Source organism: Hymenobacter sp. DG25A, assembly GCF_001280305.1.
GTDB lineage: Bacteria > Bacteroidota > Bacteroidia > Cytophagales > Hymenobacteraceae > Hymenobacter.
The window spans coordinates 3,725,699-3,743,024 of record NZ_CP012623.1 but is presented as its reverse complement, the minus strand read 5'-3'; the positions used below and the strand labels follow the sequence as shown (position 1 = coordinate 3,743,024).

Below are 17,326 nucleotides of genomic sequence, written 5' to 3'. Positions count from 1 at the left end.
TGGCTGTTTATTCCTCGCGCAGGGCCACAGCCGGCTGAATACCAGCGGCCAGGCGGCTGGGGTGGAAGGCACAGATGGCCGTGAGCAGGTAAATCAGGAGGGCGGCGGCCGCAATGGCCGTCCCGTACACCGTCGGCGCCACTCCAAACACGCCCAGCAGCGGAAACTGCACGGCCAGCACCACGCCTACCAATACGCCCAGCGTAGTAACCACCAGCATCTCGCCAATAAACTGGGCGCCAATGCCCATGCCCGTGGCACCCAGGGCACGGCGCAGGCCAATTTCGGAGCGGCGCTGACTGATGTTGTACCATAGCACCCCAAACAGGCCCAGGGCCACGTTCAGAATCAGGAACACGCACACAATGCCGAGGACCACGATGGGTGTGAGCACAACTTTGAGCTTGGAAATGCGGTTCTGCTCCAGCGTGTTGGTTTTCACTGACCAGTTTTTGGTTACGTTCAGCACTTCCTTCACCATTTTCTGCTCCAGAATGGCTCCCTGGCCGGGCTTTACTTTAATCAGCAGCCAGGGCAAATCGTAGCCCGCCATGCGGGTGGTATCGTCCATGCGGCGCTCAAAAAACGCCGGGCTGTTTTCGGCAAAGTCGCTGCCGGCGCGGAAGGATTCTACTACCCCTACCACTTGCCCCTGCCACTTGCGGGTACTATTTTTTTCCGCTACAATCTTACCCACGGCCGTTTCATTGGGAAACACGGCGTCTTTAAAGGCCTGGTTGATAATAATCGGAACCCGCTGGGCCGCGTTGTCGCTCTGGTTAAACCAGCGGCCTTCCAGCACTTTCACTTCCATTAGCTTGGCAAAGTTATCATCCACCCTGTAGCGGTCCGAGGAGGGTGTTTCTTTGCCTTTGTACTCCAGCTCGGTAGTCATGGTGGAGAAGGCGAAGGGCGTGTTCACGCTGCTGCGGGTGATGCCCACCACGCCTGGCAGGGCTTTGATGCGCTGCGAGAGCAGATCAATTTTCTCGCGGCGGGCTACGGTATCGGGGCCGGGCTCCAGGCTCACTTCCCATACGTTTTCATAGTTGTAACCCAGGGGCTGGCTGTAGTTGTTGAGGTTGTAGAGCAGCAGGCTGCCCACCACAAACACCACAAAGAACGACAGCACGATTTCGGCAATCAGCAGGAAGTTGGACCGCTTGCGGTTCCAGATCAGAGTAAATAAGTGACGTATCATTTGGCACCTCCCTTCAGGGCATTCACGGGTTGGAGACGAGACATTTTTAAGGCTGGGTACACCCCGGACATTATCCCAAAAACGAGGGTAATCAACAGGGCCCAGCCAAATACCGGCAGGCTGAGAGAGAACTGCGCGTAGGCTATAAAATCGGAGCCGCTGATGAGCCGCAGGGCGCCATAGGCCAGGGCCAGCCCCAGCAGGCCACCCACCAGGGTGAGGAAGATATTTTCAATCAGAAACTGTCCCATGAGGGCCCGGCCGGTAGCGCCAAAGGCCTTGCGCACCCCTATTTCGGAGGAGCGCTCCATAATGCGGCTCAGGTTGATGTTCACCAAGTTGAGCGTAGGCAGCATCATAAACAACAGGCCCAGCCCGGTTACAATTATATAGAACAGCACCATTCGGTCAGAAGTGTTGGATAAGTCGCCGCCCCCGATAATCTGGCGGGTGAGCGCGGCCAGCAGCGTATCGGCATAGATGTGAATGGACTTTACACCGGAGTTGAGAATGGTCACCTTTTTAATAATCTGGTTGAACTCGCTTTGCAGCTCGTGCAGGTCCTGGCCTTCGTGGGCCAGCATCACGGCAAAGTATTCGCCCTCCAGCACCGGGTTTTTGATGTCGGCTTTGGTGGTGGTCATCGGGGCCCATACCTCGGCGTAAGAGTTGAAGCGCATTACGGGCACATCGGCTACCACACCGGCCACGCGGTAGTTGATCTGGTCTACCACAATGGTGCGGCCCACCACCCCGCGGGCCTGACCGAAGTACTCTTTGGCGGTGGTTTCATTGATGACGGCCACGCGGTTGGCGTTCTTCAGGTCGGTGGCGTTGTAGGGCTTGCCTTCCAGGAAGGTGAAGTCAAAAATCTCCCAGAACACGTTGTCGGTAAACTTCAGGTCCAGGTCCAGCTTCTGGTTGCCCACGTAGCTGGGAATAGCGTGGAACATAGAGAACAGGGCTACTTTCTCGGGCGTGTGCATAGGGCGCACATACTTTTCGAGGAAGTAAGGGCTGGGCGGCGTGTTCATGTTGCCGCCGTCGGCAAATTTCTGGTTGAGGAAAGAGACGAACAGCATCCGGTCGATGCGCGATTCGGGGGCGTGGGCGCCTTTAAAGTGGTCGAACATGGCCACTACCACCAACAGCACCATCAGCGTGAAGCTGATGCCGAACAGGCTGATGAAGGTGAAGAACTTGCGACGCAGCAAGACCTTCCAGGCAATTTTTAGATAGCTAAGCAGCATGGGGAGTCAGAATGAGAGGCGGGAGAAGAATAGGTTAAGGCGGTTAGGCGGCGCTGCAGCAGCGCACGGGCCTTGCTGAGCTGGGACTTGCTGGTGCCTTCGGAAATGCCCAGCAACCCGGCAATTTCCTGGTGCGTGTAGCCCTCCAGCGCAGCCAGGTTAAACACCGTGCGGTAGCCGGCGGGCAGCTCCTGAATGAGGGCCAGCAGGTCGGCGGCGTTCAGGTCACTCTCAATGCCGGCGGGCAGGGCGGGCGTGTACTGCGCGGGGCAGTCGTCGAGGTTGAGCATGAACGGCTCGCGGCGGCTGATCTGGTTCAGGGCTTCGCGCACCATAATGCGGCGCACCCACCCCTCAAAGCTGCCCTCCTGCCGGAACTGCTCCAGGGCCCGGAATGCCTTCACAAAGCCCGTCATCATGGCTTCTTCGGCATCATCGTGGTTGCGCAGGTAGCGCAGGCACACGCCCAGCATTTTGGGCGCCATCTGGTCGTAGAGCAGGCGCTGGGCACGGGGGTTGCCCTGGCGGCAGGCCGCAATCAGTTCGGCTTCCGGAATGAAGTGAGCAGCGGAGGTTTTCATAGCAAAAGGGAGAGAGGCGGTATGGGCGAAAGCAGAATAGATGCGGCAGGAGACGACAGCAGTAGGTTAGCTCACCTGGCTGCCGTCGAAGAAGCGGATGATGCGCTCGGTTTTCAGGGCCTGCTGCTCGTCGTGGGTTACCATCACAATGGTGGTGTTGTCGCGGCGGTTCAGGGTCAGGAGCAGGTCCATGATTTCCTCTCCCATCACGGAGTCCAGGTTGCCGGTGGGTTCGTCGGCTAGGATGATTTCAGGGTTGCCTACCAGCGCCCGGGCAATGGCCACGCGCTGGCGCTGCCCACCGGAAAGCTGGCTGGGGAAGTGGCTCATGCGGGCATTCAGGCCTACCTTGTCCAGGGCGGCGTGGGCGCGCTGGCGGCGCTCCTTGCCCGATACGCCTTTGCGATAGAGCAGAGGCAGCTCCACGTTATCCAGCACCGAGAGGTCGTTGATGAGGTGGTAGCTCTGGAATACGAACCCGATTTTGTGGTTGCGCAGGTGGGCCAGCTCCCGGTCGGAGTAGCTGGTCACGGGGCGGCCATCAATTACCACGGTGCCGTTGGTGGGCTCATCCAGCAGGCCCATAATGCTGAGCAGCGTGGATTTGCCGCAGCCTGAAGGCCCCATAATGGAGACAAACTCGCCCCGGTTAATGGAGAGGTTTACGCGGTTGAGGGCCAGCGTTTCCACGGTGCTGGTCTGGTATACCTTTTCAATGTCGGCCAGCTGAATAACCGGCGCGGCCGCAGCCTGGACCAGCGGCGAGTCTGTGAATGGGCTGGAAGCGGTAGTAGCGTTCATGGGGCAGGGAGTTTGTTTTCGGAAGAGTGAAGAAGAAACCAGGTGACAGGGGCAGCGGTACCGGGGCGGAATGTCCGTTTTTGTACAGCTATACCCCTCTCCCTCTACTACCTAGCCAAGCCGCGTGCCATTTTCTTAATTATTTCATTATCAATAACTTAATTCAATATTATAAAAATAGCATTTAGGAAATATTGTCCATTTCTGGACAGGGTGTTCGGAAATGGCGCGCCTACTGTGCGCTTTTGCGCCAAGTCTTCCCAAACAGCCGTAGCACGCACTCGAAACCCACCATAATTATTCCCTTAAGTCCCTCAGCATGACATTTTTATTTTTATGAATTATTTCCATCTTACATAAGCATCATTTTTTTCCCATCCACTTCATCTCATTCATTATGCCTACCACAGCCACAAGCATTCGTGATGAAATCCGGCGTGCCAACGACACCTTTGAAGCCAGCTTTGCGCGCGGAGACTCCGCCGCCATTGCCCGCCTGTACACTGACGGTGGCGTAGTGCTGCCCACCGGCATGGAGCCCATTCAGGGCACCGCAGGCATTCAGGCGTTCTGGCAGGGCGCCATGGAAATGGGCATTAAGCAGGTAAAGCTGAAAACCCGGGAGGTAGAAGAGCTGGAAGACACCGCCATTGAACTCGGCAACTACACGCTCTTCGGTGGCGCCGGCCAGCTGATAGACCAGGGCAAATACATGGTGGTCTGGAAACAGCAGGGAGGCCAGTGGAAGCTGCACCAGGATATCTGGAACACCAACATTCCGGCTGCTTCCTAAGCCGTCATCCCTTAGTCATTCCCGGCCGGGCGAAGAATCAGCCCGCCCGATACTCATACAAAAAGCCCTTTACCGTGCCACGGTAAAGGGCTTTTGCCTTGAATTGTCATGCAGAGCGGAGTCGAAGCATCTCTCCCGCTTCGCCTGTCATCCTGAGCAAAGCGAAGGACCTTATCACGCTGGAACGAGTCGTTGTTACGCTTTTCGTTCTTTGGTGATAAGGTCCTTCGCTTTGCTCAGGATGACATATAGTTTGGCAACGTCAGCACGCGATATGCTTCGCGGCGCTCTGCATGACGTTCGGGTGGCTTTTTAAACAGCTTTACTGCTTCGCCACCAGCGGCTCCTGGCGCTCAAAATCATACAGTGTGAGGGCGCGCAGGCGGTAGTGAGCCACCCAACTGGCGCGCAGCGCGGCAATGTAGCTGCGCTTGGCCTGGTCTTTTTCGTTGAGGGCAATGTTCAGGTCCGTGAGGCTGATGCGGCCCACCTGGTAGGTGGCGCGGGCAATATCGTAGCGGCGCTGGGCCAGCGTATCGGCGCGGGCGGCTAGGTCCAGCTGCTCGTTGAGGCTGCTGAGCTGGGCGGCCTGCGTGAGCACCGACTGCTCAAACGTCTGCTGCTCCTGGGCTACGGTTTGCTGCACCTGTTGGCGGTTGAGCTCGGCAGTTTTCACAATGGATTTCTGCCGGCCCCAGTCCAGAATAGGCACCGAGAAGGCCAGGCGCACCTGCTGCTGGTCCTGTGGGTTGTTGTAGCTCGACCAGAACGTTTCAGCCTGGTTCATGTAGCCCAGGTTGGCCACCAGACTGGCCTGAAAGCCGGTAGTGCCTTTGGCGCGTGCCACCTCACTCTCGGCCTGCAGCAAACGCCGCCGGAACACCAGCGACTCGCGCCGGTTCTGGCGGGCCTGCGCCAGCGCCTGATCTGTGGGCACCGGGAAGCGCGGCGCGGCGGTAGGAATAGCCAGCTGCAGCGCCTCGGCGCTCAGGCCGGTGTAGCTCTGCAGGTCAATGGCGGCGCTCTGGGCCTCCAGCAGGGCCTGCCCCAGGGCCCGGCGGGAATTCAGCAGGTTGAGCTCCAGCAGCAGCAGGTCGCTCTGCGAGAGGCGGCCCAGCTTGTAGCGCTCCTGCCCTATCCGGAACAGATCTTCGTTGGCTTGCACGTTCTGCCGGGCTACTGAGGCATTCACCTGCTGCAGAAGCACATCGAAATACAGCTCCGTAATGCGCTGGGCAATGTTCTCGCGCTCCTCCACGTACTGCCGCTGCGACTCCTGGTAGCGCAAAGGCTCAATTTGCCGGGCCCAGCGCAGGGAGTTGTATGCGCCCAGGGGCTGCGTGAGGCCAATGCCAATGGGCCGGTTGCTATAGCTGCGCTGGCTGGTGTTAAAATTATCGAAGCGCTGCATCTCGGAGGCAATCATAATCTGCCCGCCGGTGAAGCCAATATTCTGGGTGAGGGTGGCCGCCAGGTTGGAGTTGTTGAAGCGCACGGCCCGGAAGGCGGTGGTGCCATCGGGCTGCACTACCGGGGCTATCTGGCGGCTGAAGTCCGGAATGGCACCCTGCAGGGCCAGCTGGGGGCGGTAGTTGGCGCGATAGGTGCGCCACTGCCAATAGCTGGTTTCGCGGTTGGTCTGCGCCTGCCTGGCTACCGATGACTGCGCCAGTGCCTGGGCAATTACCTGCTCCAGGGTGAGCGGCGCGGGGGGGGCCTGGGCAGTCAGGCGCAGCCCGGGCACCAACAGCAAAGCGACAAATAGAAAACGTTTCATAGCTCAGGAAAGGCGCGGAGTTAGTCTTTAATCGTCAGGAGAGGCGTGGTATCGTACTCCTTCATGTCCGAGATGATAATCTCGTCGCCGGGCTGCAGGCCGCTGAGCACCTGCACGTAGTCGAAGTTGCTGTCGCCGAAGCGCACGGTGCGCTGCTCGGCTTTGTCGCCCTTCACTACAAATACTTTCTGCTCCTGCCCGCCCTGGTAGAAGGGGCCGTTTTTTACGCGCGTCACGTGGTTGTGCGCTTTGGTTACCACGTACACATCGGCGCGCAGATTGGAGCGCAGCGCCGGGTGGTGGTTTTCCTCCAGCGTAGCATAGAAGTTCACCACGCCCTTATCCACGGCCGGGCTTACCGTGCTGATGGTGCCGCGCAGGTCAGTGCCGTTTAGGCGCACCACCACCGGCGCACCCACATGCAGGGCATCGGCGTAGGAATCGGAAATGGAGGCTTTCACCCGGAAGCTGGTCAGGTCGGCTACGCGGGCCAGGGGGTCGCCCTGGTTCACGGTGGTGCCCAGCTCATCGTTTACCCAGGTAACCACGCCGGGCTGCTGGCTGCTGATGTTGGCTTGGGCCAGCTTGCCGGCCAGGTCGGAAATGCTGCGGTCCTGCATCTGCATGGTGTAGCCCAGCTCGCGCACGTCGGCGGCGTTGCTCAGGCGCTGGTTGCGGATCTGCTCGCGCAGGCGCTGCAGCTCCAGTTGGGCCACTTTCAGGCTCAGCTCGGCCTGGCGCACACTCTCGGTAGTGCCGCCGCCTATTTTGAGCAGGTACTGCTCATCGTGCAGCGCCGACTGCAGGCTGCGCACTTTTACCTGCTGCACCTGCTCCTGAGACTGCAAATCGTTGAGGCCGTGCTCCAGCTTGAGCTGCAGCTGGGAGTTTTTATTGCGGTTCTGCTGCTGCTCGTCCTGCAGCTTGGCCAGACTACTGGTGGTCAGATCTTTATCCAGCTCCAGAATGGTTTGCCCGGGCTTTACCTTCTCCCCTACCTGTAGGGCCACCCGCCGGATGGTGCTTTGAATAGGGCTGGTAATGACGGCCTCGTGGCCGGGAATAATGAGGCCCGAGGCTGTGAGGGAGGCTTCTACGTCGCCGGTTTCCGCGGTGGCGGTGAGAATATCGGTGCTTTTCACGCTGGGCCGCAGCACCGTGCGGAAAGCTAGCAGGCCGCCTATTGCTACGGCCACCACCAGAAAAACAATCAGCCAACGACGACGCTGGCGGCGGGTTTGAATGGCGGTAGAAATTGCTCTGTCCATTTTCGTGCAGGAAGGGTAAAGGTTCCTGCAGGTATAGCCAATGCCCGTGCCATTTTTATAAGGCATTGTTTATCAATATTTTGAATACAAATATTAGATTATCCCTATCCCAAATTATGTCCAAAAATGGACAGGGTGTTCGGAAATGAAAGCGCCCTTCTCCACCATCGGTCACAAAAAACACCGGCCCCGGGCTCCCTCTCAGGAAGGCCGGGGCCGGTGGCCGCAAGCGGGTAAAGCGGGTAAAGCGGGTAAAGCGGATCTTAAATCAAGCCGGCCGCTTCGGCAAAGCTTACCAGCTTGGATGTGTCTTTGATGTTGGTCTTTTCCAGCATGTTGCGCCGGTGGGTTTCCACCGTATGCACACTGATAAAGAGCTGATCGGCAATGTCCTTACTGGTGAAGTCCCGGCCCAGCAGGCGCAGAATCTCCAGCTCCCGCTTGCTGAGGAAGTTATCGGTGCTGAGCGTGTGGCTTTCGGTATTGTAAGTATAAAGCAGATCGGTGTGCTGGTCTCGGACGATGTTAATCATCATGTTATCGTTCTTTTTCAGGTGCGACACATTGCTGATAATCAGCAGCATCCGGCAGGCATTACCTTCCTCATCCAGATCCAGAATGGCATTGCGCTGCAATACGCGCATGTAGTTGCCATTGAGGCACCGCAGGCGGTAATCGTAGCTGGAGCGGTAGTTTAGACGGTGCTGCCGCTCGGGCATGGCATCCAGATAATCCAGCTCCAGCTCCAGAAAACGCACCAAGCCCGGCAAGTCGTCGGGGTGCACAATGGTGAAGGTGAAATCCAGGCCCCCGGTCAGAAACCGCTCGGCTTTGTAGCCCAGGGCCCGTTCCACCATGTCGCTGATATAGACGTAGCTGGCCTGACTGGCATCGAAAATAGCCACGCCGCAGTCTACCATGACAAAAATCTTCTCTAGCAGCGGATTATGCTGCAACAGCAGCTCTTTATCAAACGAGCTACCCCCGGCTGCATGAGTCCGGTAACGCTGCACTAGCTGGCTTACCGAGGTGTGCGACACCTGCAAAACCTCTTCCATAGCCTTCTCAAATTTTACTCCCCTCTACGCTACTCCATCCCCTCTTCCTGCTCGTTTCCCCTGCCTATAGTCGCACCCTCGGTCTGAGGTATCGGCAAGAGAATCTGCTACTGTGCTGGGTTTTGTTCTCCCACCACCAATTCAATATTTTAAATATAACGAATTATATATATAATTTTATATTTTTTATATTACAAGGCTGATAATACATGATAACTATCAGGTGATATGCTGTTTATATATAGCCGCAATTTACTTTACAAGATAGTATACGCGGCGCGGCAGAAGGTTGCATAGCTTTTGGGGAATATTATCTGTCGGCCATTATTTTAGTTGAAACGCGGAGTACCTATTCTGTTCATGGCCCTTCCGGCATACTGTTTCAGCAAGAAACTGCCGCTTCAGCACCATATTGACAGCTCCACCGTAGTAGAAGCAATTCTTCCCAACTTGCCCGCATGAATTCAGCCCCGCTTTCCGGCCTGTATGCGCCCTCGCTTAGTCTGCTCACCGACCTCTATCAGCTTACCATGGCCTATGGCTACTGGCAACAGGGCCTACAAGACCGCGAAGCCGTGTTTCACCTATACTTTCGCCGCCCGCCCTTTGAGGGCGGCTATGCCGTGTGCGCAGGCCTGGCCTACGCCGCCGACTGGCTTTCGCACCTCCATTTCTCCGAGGATGACCTGACGTACCTGCGCAGCCTGAAAGGCAGCAAAGGCACTCCGCTCTTCGACCCTAAGTTTCTGGAATACCTACGCGAGCTGAAATTCACCTGTGATGTGGATGCCATTGCGGAGGGTACGGTGGTTTTCGCCAATGAGCCCCTGATTAGGGTGCAGGGCCCTTTGCTGCAGGCCCAGCTGGTAGAAACCGCCCTGCTCACGCTGGTTAATTTCCAGACGCTGGTGGCAACCAAAGCAGCCCGCGTGCGCGAAGCAATAGGCCCTGAGGACCAGATGCTGGAGTTTGGCCTGCGGCGCGCTCAGGGGTTCGACGGCGGCCTTTCCGCCAGCCGGGCCGCCTATCTGGGCGGGGCCGATGCTACCTCCAACGTACTGGCCGGGCAGCGCTTCAGCATTCCTGTAAAGGGCACCCACGCCCACAGCTGGATTATGGCTTTTGAAGACGAGGAAACGGCTTTTAAGGCCTACGCCCAGGCTTTCCCGGATGACTCGGTATTTCTGGTAGACACTTACGATACGCTGGAAGGCGTGCGCCACGCCATTGCCGTGGCCCGCGAAATGCGCGCCAACGGCCACGAGCTGGGCGGCATCCGCCTGGACTCCGGCGACCTGGCCTACCTCAGCCGCGAGGCTCGCGCCCTGCTGGACGAGGCAGGCTTCCAGCAAGTCCGCATTGTGGCCAGCAACGACCTGGAAGAAAACCTCATTACCAGCCTCAAGCAGCAGGGCGCCCGCATCGATACCTGGGGCGTGGGCACGCAGCTGGTTACCGCCTACGACCAGCCGGCCCTGGGGGGCGTGTACAAAATGGCTGCCCTGCGCAAACCCGACGATTCGGGCTGGGACTACACCATTAAGCTCTCGGAGCAGCTGGTGAAAACCAGCATCCCGGGCATTCTGCAGGTGCGGCGCTACAAGTCGGAAAAAGGCCAGCCCCGCGCCGATATGCTCTACAACACCGCCGAGCCCCTCCCCAACCAGCTCACCATCGTCGATCCACTGGATGCCACCCGCCGCCGCCTCGTGCGCCCCGATGCTGCTTTTCGGGAGCTATTGGAGCCTGTTTTCCGCCGCGGGCAGCAGGTGCAGGAGCTACCTACCCTGGCGGAAAGCCGCGCCCGCGCCCAGCGTGAAGTGCAAAGCCTGGACCCCAGCATCCGCCGCTTCCTCAACCCCCACACCTACCCGGTGGGCCTGGAAGAAACGCTCAATACCTTCCGAACGGAGCTGATTCTGGAGAAGCGGCCATTGCGGCCTGCGTAAAAAGTAGGTTCTAATCAAAAATCCACTCGCACCAAAAGTCTAAGTCTCGGCCATTAAGCTGCGCCCTTTCGTCCTCTGTCAAGGGGGATATCACATAATCTTCATGACTGATGGTACCCAGCAATAAGGTATTATCATGATATAAAGCTGGGTCTTCAAAGTCACTTCCCTGCCAATCTTTGTATGGCACCGATTTGATATACGCCACTACTTCTGGTGTAAGCGAGAAACGGTGTGTGGCTTTATAAACTCGCGGAATGTTAGTAGGCAGGAAAACCTGTGCTTGAGCAAGCACAGGAGACAATCGAGCTTTTGACCACAGTTGATTCAGCTCTAAGTAATTTGCTTTGGGAAGGGCTTTATCAAGCAATTCACCCCAGCGTGTTGCAGGGAGTTTGTTAAATGACTCCTGCAAGAAATACTTTGGCATTTTCTCTGCTTTTTGGATCGAGACGGGACAAAGCAACCTCTTGTTACACCTTCACCCGCTTACCGGTACGGGTATCATAAATGGCGTGAATCAGCCTGATATCCCGCAGACCTTCCTCGCCGGGTGTTTTGGGCGTGGTGTTGTTGAGCACGCACTCGGCCATGTGGTCCAGCTCAGCGGCAAATTGATTGCCTTCGTCTACGTTGGGTTTCCGCTCCCCGTTTTTGTCGCCAATCTTCAGGTTGTGCTCCTTATAGTCGGTGGCGGGGTCCAGGTCCAGCCAGGCTTTGTCGCCGAACACACGGTAGCGCTTCACTTCCTGAATGCTGTAGGAGCTGGTGCAGGTGGCCAGCACGCCGCTGGGAAAGCGAAGCGTGAAGTGAATCCGGTCTTCTACTTCCTGGAAACGCGGGTCGTTTTTGTCAGTTGATTCGATGGCGGTTACTTCTACCGGCTCTTCGCCGGTGAGGTAGCGGGTGGCATTCAGGGAATAAATGCCGATGTCCATGAGGGAGCCGCCGCCGGCCAGCTTTTTCTGCACCCGCCAGGAGTCGGCTTTGTCGCCGGTGGGGTCTACGCTACGGCCATGGTCGGCGGTGATTTGCAGCAACTTGCCCAGCTCGCCCTTACGGATGCGGGCAATGGCATCCAGGTTAAACGGCTCGTACTGGGCCCGGTAGGCCACCATTAGCTTTTTGCCGGCTTTCTGGCAGGCATCTATCATCTTCTGACAATCCTCCGGGGAGGTAGCCATGGGCTTTTCCGTCAGCACGTGCTTGCCCGCTTTGGTCGCCCGAATGGTGTACTCGGCGTGCAGGCCTACTGGTAGCACAATGTAGACGACATCTACCTCGGGGTTATCCTTAATGGTGTCGAAGTTCTCGTAGTTATAGATGTTTTTGGCCTCTACCCCATACTGACGGGCCAGCTTCTTGGCTTTGTCGGGCGAGCCGCTGACCAAAGCCGCAATGCGGGCGTGTTTACAGTCTTTAAAGGCGGGCATCATTTGCTGGGTGGCAAACTTGCCCAGCCCTACTATAGCAAAGCCAACTTTCTTCTGGTCGTCGTACTGCATGGCATCATCAAGAGGTGAAGGAGCAGATGCAGCCGCTGGCCCGGCCACGATAACCGTGGCCACCGCCTGGCCCGCCTGGCGCAGAAACATGCGCCGCGAAGCGGAAGAGTCGAAACCGTTCTTAACAAGCCCTACGCTAACATCTGGGTAGGCTGAACGGGTAATTTGCCAGCGCCGTTACGGGCAGCTAACGGATGGGCAGAATTTTCTACTTCTGTTCTTAACCTTAAAACGGACTGTCAAGACCTTAAAAACGTCATGTCGAGCGCAGTCGAGACATCTCGCGTGCTGATGTTGGGATAGTAATTACACTATTCAACACACTAGCGAGATGTCTCGACTGCGCTCGACATGACGTTCCTTTCTATTGAATTTGCTGGCTCGTAACGCCGGCTTACGCGTAGCTCAACTCGCCCGCGCCTACTTTCAGCCGGATACCGGGCTCAGCGGTGATGCGCCCGGCTACTTGGGCGTCGTAGCCATCGGCACGGAGCTGGGCGGCTATGGTTTCAGCCTGGGCTTCATCGGTTACCAATAGCATGCCGTTGCCCATATTCCAGTACAGATAGGCATCGGCAGGGGTGATGCCGGCCAGCTCGGTGAGCTTCTGCATGGCGGGCAGGGGCTCGAAAATGTTCGTCAGCTCGGCGCCCACGCCGTTTTTCAGCACGCGCTTGAAGTTATCGGCAATGCCGCCGCCGGTGATGTGTGCGGCGGCGTAGAGCGGCAGGCCCGCGTCCAGCACCCGCGCCACGCCGGGCGAGTAGATGAGCGAAGGCGCCAGCAGCACCTCGCCCCAGGTGTGGCCGGCGCTACCGTGCGGCGTAGCATCCAGCCCATCATAGGGAGCTGAGTGCCAGTTGTCACCGAACAGGTTTTGCAGGGTGCGGCGGGCCAGGGAAAAGCCGTTGGAACGGAAGCTGGGCGAGCGAAGTGCTACTACTGCCTGACCGGCTTTCACGCCGGCACCGCTCAGGGGGCGCTCCAGGCTGGGGTGCAGACTACCAATGGCCGTGGAGCACCAGTTGAAGTTCATTTTAGCACCCGGCCAGCCGCCGATGCGGTTGCCCAGCTCGGCAATTTCGCCGCCCGTAATGGCCATTTCCGCAAAGTTGCAGGCATCGTGCAAGCCGCGCATCATCTCGTCAATCACCTCATAGTCGAGGGTATTCACGTCGATGATGTTGGAGAGGTTGGTAGGCACGAAACCACCCACGATGAGGTCGTCGGCCGTCATGGCTACCAGGTCGTAGCCCAGCGTATCGAACTTGCCTACCCGCTCCGCTACCTCAATCTTAGTCCCGATGCCATCGGAGGAAATACCCAGGCGGGCGTTGCCGAAGCGGATTTCGTTGGCGAAGCCGCCCTCCAGATCCTGAGCCGCCTCGCCAGGCTTGCCAGCGCGGTTGGCGAAGGTTTTCTTGGACCAGGCGTAAGCGTTGCGGGAGCATTCGTTGCCGAGGTCGATGTCGTAGCCGGCGGGTTTCTGAGAGGAAGTGGACATGCGGTCTATTTATTTTTTTCTGTCATCCTGAGCCTGCGAAGGACCTTCTCCCGTTGAAACGAGTCGTTGTTACGATGGTAGTTCAGGCGTGATAAGGTCCTTCGCAGGCTCAGGATGACAGGTGTTTTTTAGCTGATGGATACTAGTGTTCCGTTGGTTCGGGGGCCTTGGCGCTGACGGAGGGTACCACATCGGTGCGGTTCTTTTTGTCGCCGCGGTGGCTTTGGCGCTCCTCCTGAATGTGGCGCAGGTACTTGGTCACGTCGCCGGTAGGATACTCACCGGTGAAGCAGGCAAAGCAGCTGCCGCCGTGGCCCTTATCCTCCGAGAAAAGCTCTTTCAGGTCTTCTATCGATTGATAGATAACCTTATCAGCCTCAATGTAGCGGCAGATTTCCTCCTCGGTGTAGTTGGCGGCAATCAACTCCGTGCTCATGGCCATATCAATACCATAGATGCAGGGCGCAATAATGGGCGGCGCACTGGAAATGAAGTAGACCTCCAAAGCACCGGCCTCGCGCAGAATGCGCACAATGCGCCGCGAGGTGGTGCCCCGCACAATACTGTCATCGACTACGGCAATCTTCTTGCCCTCCACAAACTCCCGGATGGGGTTCAGCTTTTTCTTCACAATGTCCTCGCGGCCGGCCTGGCTGCTCACAATAAAGGAGCGGCCCATGTGGTTGTTTTTCACCAGCGCCCGGCGGTAGGGCACCCCAATGGCCTCGGCCAGACCAGAGGCCGAAAAGTAGCCCGAGGAAGGCACATCAATCACCATATCAGGCTGAATACCTGACTCAATTACCTTACGGGCCAGCATCTTACCCAGGCGCACCCGCTCCCGGGCCACCAATCGGCCATGAATGGTGGAGTCTTCGCGGGCAAAGTAGATGTGCTCGAACACGCAGAAGTTTTTGGGCTGCTCCTGCTGGTTCTTGTGGTGTACTTTAAAGTCTTTGTCGATGAATACCGCCTGGCCGGGCCCTACGTTTTCCAGGAATTCGAAACCCAGATAATCGAAGCAGGTGCTTTCCGAGGCAAAGGCGTAAACCGGACCGTTCTCCGTCTGGCGGCGGCCCAGCACCAGGGGCCGGATGCCCAGCGGGTCGTTGAAGGCCAGCAGGCCATGGCCGGCAATAATGGTAATAGTGGCGTAGGCCCCTTTCACCAGCTCCTGGGTGGTTTCTACGGCATCGAAGATATCCACAACCGACAGCGCATCCAGGTTCTTCAGGCGCAGCTCCGAGGCGAAGGTGTACATGATGAGCTCCAGGTCGTTGCTGGTTTTGGGCAGCACGTGGTAGGTATCATGCAGGCGCTTGGCGGCCTGGCGGAAGTTGATGACGTTGCCGTTGTGCACCATCGACAGCCCGAAGGGGTAGCTGGTGGTAAACGGCTGGGCCAGTTCGGCGTCGCCGGAGCCCTGGGTGGTATAGCGGGCATGACCGATACCGATGTTGCCTCTCAGCTTCTTAAGCTGCTTGGGCTTGAACACATCAGCAATCAGGCCGTTGCCTTTGCAGAGGTGGAAATTTTCGTCGAAGGTGGCAATGCCGGCCGCGTCCTGCCCGCGGTGCTGCAACGCGGTAAGACCAAATACGATGTCGTGAGCAACGTCATCGGGGCCGTAAAAACCTACAATTCCGCACATGGCAGTTCTTAGTTGTTAGTTGCCGGCCCCGGGAGGCTGGCAACGGAGGTGGGTGGTGTATGGGGTGTGGTCAGAGCCGCTTCGGCAGGCAGGTCAGGCAGCTCGCCCCGAAGCAGGCGGGCCAGCGTAGTGGCGTAAAGCTGATGCTCCACGGCCAGGCCGCGGCGCTCTACTTCTGCCAGGGTATCAGCCCCGCGCAGATCAACTGGTTCCTGGGCCAGCACAGGCCCGGTATCCAGGCCTTCGTCAACCAGATGCACCGTGATTTTGGTTTCCGGCAGCTGGTGTTCAAAGGCCCATTCATAAGCGTGCAGCCCTTGGTGCTGATGGGTGTCAGCGGGGTGAATGTTGAGAATGCGCCCGGCAAACGCCCGAATAAACGTAGGCGACAGGATGCGCATGTAGCCGGCCAGCACCACGTAATCAGGCTGGTAGCTGTTCAGAATATCTACTACCGCGGCATCAAAATCGGCCCGTTTATGGCCCTGGCTGCTCAGGCTATCGGTGAGGCAGCCCAGCGCCCTGGCGGTTTCCAAGCCGGGGGCATCAGGCTTGTTGCTGAATACCACCGCTATTTCGGCCACATCCTGCAGCACCCCGTGTTGCACGGCTTTTACCAGCGCCACCATATTGGAGCCCCTGCCCGACAATAAAATGGCCAGGCGCTGCTTGCGGGTAGTATGGTTACCGGGTGAGTTCAAGAACGGGAGTCGGCCGCTGGCCAATGTCTGTGCGGATGTACACATCCTGAAATTTAACCTTTTCTGCTTCCCGATACACGTGATGCACAGCCTCTTCCAGCTCATCACCGTGGCCCACCAGTACCATTACCCGGCCGCCGCTAGTTACCAGCTGGCCTTCAGCATTGTGCTTGGTAGCGCCGTGGAAGGCCAGGATGCTGGGGTGCAGCTGGTCCAGGCCGGTGATGGGGAAGCCGGTGGGGAACTGTGCGGCGGGGTAGCCGCCCGAGGCCAGCACCACGCCCACGTAGTAGCCGCGGCGCTGGCGAACCACCGTTTCCTGCAGCCGGCCATCCAGCGTGGCTTCAATCAGCTCCAGCAGGCTGCTTTCCAGGGCGGGCAGCAGCACTTCGGCTTCCGGGTCGCCGAGGCGGGCGTTGTATTCCAGCAGCTTGGGCCCCTGGGGCGTGAGCATGATGCCGAAATACAGGAAGCCTTTGAAGTTGAACTGCTCTTTCTGCAGGCCACCCAGCGTAGGATCTACAATGGCGGTGCGGATGGCCGCCAGCACGTTATCATCAGCGAAGGGCACGGGGCAGTAGGCGCCCATGCCGCCGGTGTTGGGGCCCTGGTCGCCGGCCAGCAGCTGCTTGTGGTCCTGGGAAGGCGCCAGCAGCCGGATGCGGTTGCCATCGGTTACGCCGATAATGCTGATTTCGGGGCCGGACAGCTTTTCTTCCAGCAGGAAGCTAAACCAGCCGGTGTGCTGCTGCTGCAAATCGTCCAGCGCGGCGTGGGCCTCTTCCACGGAAGAGCACACATACACGCCCTTGCCCGCAGCCAGCCCATCATATTTCACTACTACCTGCCCTGCCAACTCGGTGGCTTTGGCGCGGGCAGCTTCCAGCTTGTCGCTGCGGTACTGCCACGACATAGCCGTAGCCACCCCGTGCCGCCGCATAAAATCTTTGCTCCACACCTTAGAGCTTTCCAGCGTAGCCCCGGCCCGGCTCGGACCAAACACCCGGATATCAGAAGCGACAAAATAGTCGGTTACCCCGGCGGCCAAAGGCGCCTCTGGTCCTACCACGATGAGCTTGATACCGTGCGCTTCGCAGAACCCCTGGATAGCCGGAAAGTCGGTGGCGCTGATTTCGGGATGGCTGTTGGGGATGCCGCCGTTGCCGGGCAGCACGTGCACGGTGGCGCCGTCGCGGGTCAGCTTCCACGCCATGGCGTGTTCACGGGCCCCGCCGCCGAGAAGTACTATGGGTTTAGAAGTTGCCATATTATTCAGGAAGCATCATT

General features: G+C 58.1%; 15 protein-coding genes. 2 read left to right on the top strand and 13 right to left on the bottom strand.

Annotation, left to right across the window (positions count from 1 at the left end; all coding sequences use genetic code 11):
* Window positions 1-7 precede the first annotated feature (7 nt).
* The 4 genes from AM218_RS16075 to AM218_RS16060 form a co-directional block, all read right to left on the bottom strand.
* Complete coding sequence (locus AM218_RS16075; protein ID WP_054415098.1) at window positions 8-1,201, bottom strand: FtsX-like permease family protein; 1,194 nt, start codon at window positions 1,199-1,201, stop codon at window positions 8-10.
* The gene (locus AM218_RS16070) at window positions 1,198-2,451 is read right to left on the bottom strand and encodes an ABC transporter permease (protein WP_054415095.1); all 1,254 of its coding nucleotides are present in this window, start codon (window positions 2,449-2,451) and stop codon (window positions 1,198-1,200) included. Before AM218_RS16070 ends, AM218_RS16075 begins: the two co-directional genes overlap by 4 nt.
* Window positions 2,433-3,032 carry an RNA polymerase sigma factor gene (locus tag AM218_RS16065; RefSeq protein WP_197273987.1) on the bottom strand — a complete coding sequence of 200 codons (600 nt, stop codon included), beginning with the start codon at window positions 3,030-3,032 and terminating at the stop codon, window positions 2,433-2,435. Before AM218_RS16065 ends, AM218_RS16070 begins: the two co-directional genes overlap by 19 nt.
* A 66-nt stretch (window positions 3,033-3,098) precedes the next feature.
* Window positions 3,099-3,833 carry an ABC transporter ATP-binding protein gene (locus AM218_RS16060; protein WP_082017177.1) on the bottom strand — a complete coding sequence of 245 codons (735 nt, stop codon included), beginning with the start codon at window positions 3,831-3,833 and terminating at the stop codon, window positions 3,099-3,101.
* A gap of 397 nt (window positions 3,834-4,230) precedes the next feature.
* Here AM218_RS16060 and AM218_RS16055 point away from each other — a divergent pair, with 397 nt between their 5' ends.
* Complete coding sequence (locus tag AM218_RS16055; protein ID WP_054415093.1) at window positions 4,231-4,626, top strand: YybH family protein; 396 nt, start codon at window positions 4,231-4,233, stop codon at window positions 4,624-4,626.
* 322 nt (window positions 4,627-4,948) lie between these two features.
* Here the strand turns inward: AM218_RS16055 and AM218_RS16050 are convergent, their stop codons facing one another.
* From AM218_RS16050 to AM218_RS17150, 3 genes are all read right to left on the bottom strand, one after another.
* Complete coding sequence (locus AM218_RS16050) at window positions 4,949-6,403, bottom strand: TolC family protein (RefSeq protein ID WP_071843820.1); 1,455 nt, start codon at window positions 6,401-6,403, stop codon at window positions 4,949-4,951.
* Between the two features lie 20 nt (window positions 6,404-6,423).
* Entirely contained in the window at window positions 6,424-7,671 is a 1,248-nt protein-coding gene (locus AM218_RS16045; RefSeq protein ID WP_054415089.1) for an efflux RND transporter periplasmic adaptor subunit, read from the bottom strand.
* A gap of 263 nt (window positions 7,672-7,934) precedes the next feature.
* Entirely contained in the window at window positions 7,935-8,729 is a 795-nt protein-coding gene (locus tag AM218_RS17150; RefSeq protein WP_054415087.1) for a LuxR C-terminal-related transcriptional regulator, read from the bottom strand.
* A 458-nt stretch (window positions 8,730-9,187) separates the two neighbouring features.
* Between AM218_RS17150 and AM218_RS16035 the strand changes: the two genes are divergently transcribed.
* Entirely contained in the window at window positions 9,188-10,678 is a 1,491-nt protein-coding gene (locus tag AM218_RS16035; RefSeq protein ID WP_054415085.1) for a nicotinate phosphoribosyltransferase, read from the top strand.
* Window positions 10,679-10,688: 10 nt separating this feature from the next.
* On the opposite strand, the gene AM218_RS16030 is transcribed toward AM218_RS16035, so the two are convergent.
* From AM218_RS16030 to purD, 6 genes are all read right to left on the bottom strand, one after another.
* Window positions 10,689-11,108 carry a hypothetical protein gene (locus AM218_RS16030; RefSeq protein ID WP_054415083.1) on the bottom strand — a complete coding sequence of 140 codons (420 nt, stop codon included), beginning with the start codon at window positions 11,106-11,108 and terminating at the stop codon, window positions 10,689-10,691.
* Between the two features lie 43 nt (window positions 11,109-11,151).
* Window positions 11,152-12,273, bottom strand: coding sequence for a Gfo/Idh/MocA family protein (locus tag AM218_RS16025; protein ID WP_054415081.1), 1,122 nt, complete (start codon window positions 12,271-12,273; stop codon window positions 11,152-11,154).
* A gap of 304 nt (window positions 12,274-12,577) precedes the next feature.
* Window positions 12,578-13,687, bottom strand: coding sequence for an AIR synthase-related protein (locus AM218_RS16020; RefSeq protein ID WP_054415080.1), 1,110 nt, complete (start codon window positions 13,685-13,687; stop codon window positions 12,578-12,580).
* Between the two features lie 142 nt (window positions 13,688-13,829).
* Window positions 13,830-15,338 carry an amidophosphoribosyltransferase gene (gene purF / locus AM218_RS16015; protein WP_054415078.1) on the bottom strand — a complete coding sequence of 503 codons (1,509 nt, stop codon included), beginning with the start codon at window positions 15,336-15,338 and terminating at the stop codon, window positions 13,830-13,832.
* Between the two features lie 8 nt (window positions 15,339-15,346).
* Entirely contained in the window at window positions 15,347-16,039 is a 693-nt protein-coding gene (gene purN, locus AM218_RS16010; protein WP_231717511.1) for a phosphoribosylglycinamide formyltransferase, read from the bottom strand.
* A complete protein-coding gene (gene purD / locus AM218_RS16005) occupies window positions 16,023-17,306 on the bottom strand; it encodes a phosphoribosylamine--glycine ligase (RefSeq protein ID WP_054415076.1) in 1,284 nt (427 codons plus the stop codon). Before purD ends, purN begins: the two co-directional genes overlap by 17 nt.
* Window positions 17,307-17,326: the final 20 nt, after the last annotated feature.

What these genes read in the sequence shown, in the direction of transcription:
- purD (WP_054415076.1), bottom strand. Translation starts at nt 17,306, where the DNA reads ATGGCAACTTCTAAACCCATAGTACTTCTCGGCGGCGGGGCCCGTGAA.
- AM218_RS16070 (WP_054415095.1), bottom strand. Translation starts at nt 2,451, where the DNA reads ATGCTGCTTAGCTATCTAAAAATTGCCTGGAAGGTCTTGCTGCGTCGC.
- AM218_RS16075 (WP_054415098.1), bottom strand. Translation starts at nt 1,201, where the DNA reads ATGATACGTCACTTATTTACTCTGATCTGGAACCGCAAGCGGTCCAAC.
- AM218_RS16045 (WP_054415089.1), bottom strand. Translation starts at nt 7,671, where the DNA reads ATGGACAGAGCAATTTCTACCGCCATTCAAACCCGCCGCCAGCGTCGT.
- AM218_RS16050 (WP_071843820.1), bottom strand. Translation starts at nt 6,403, where the DNA reads ATGAAACGTTTTCTATTTGTCGCTTTGCTGTTGGTGCCCGGGCTGCGC.
- AM218_RS16055 (WP_054415093.1), top strand. Translation starts at nt 4,231, where the DNA reads ATGCCTACCACAGCCACAAGCATTCGTGATGAAATCCGGCGTGCCAAC.
- purF (WP_054415078.1), bottom strand. Translation starts at nt 15,338, where the DNA reads ATGTGCGGAATTGTAGGTTTTTACGGCCCCGATGACGTTGCTCACGAC.
- AM218_RS16025 (WP_054415081.1), bottom strand. Translation starts at nt 12,273, where the DNA reads ATGTTTCTGCGCCAGGCGGGCCAGGCGGTGGCCACGGTTATCGTGGCC.
- AM218_RS16030 (WP_054415083.1), bottom strand. Translation starts at nt 11,108, where the DNA reads ATGCCAAAGTATTTCTTGCAGGAGTCATTTAACAAACTCCCTGCAACA.
- AM218_RS16035 (WP_054415085.1), top strand. Translation starts at nt 9,188, where the DNA reads ATGAATTCAGCCCCGCTTTCCGGCCTGTATGCGCCCTCGCTTAGTCTG.
- AM218_RS17150 (WP_054415087.1), bottom strand. Translation starts at nt 8,729, where the DNA reads ATGGAAGAGGTTTTGCAGGTGTCGCACACCTCGGTAAGCCAGCTAGTG.
- AM218_RS16020 (WP_054415080.1), bottom strand. Translation starts at nt 13,687, where the DNA reads ATGTCCACTTCCTCTCAGAAACCCGCCGGCTACGACATCGACCTCGGC.
- AM218_RS16060 (WP_082017177.1), bottom strand. Translation starts at nt 3,833, where the DNA reads ATGAACGCTACTACCGCTTCCAGCCCATTCACAGACTCGCCGCTGGTC.
- AM218_RS16065 (WP_197273987.1), bottom strand. Translation starts at nt 3,032, where the DNA reads ATGAAAACCTCCGCTGCTCACTTCATTCCGGAAGCCGAACTGATTGCG.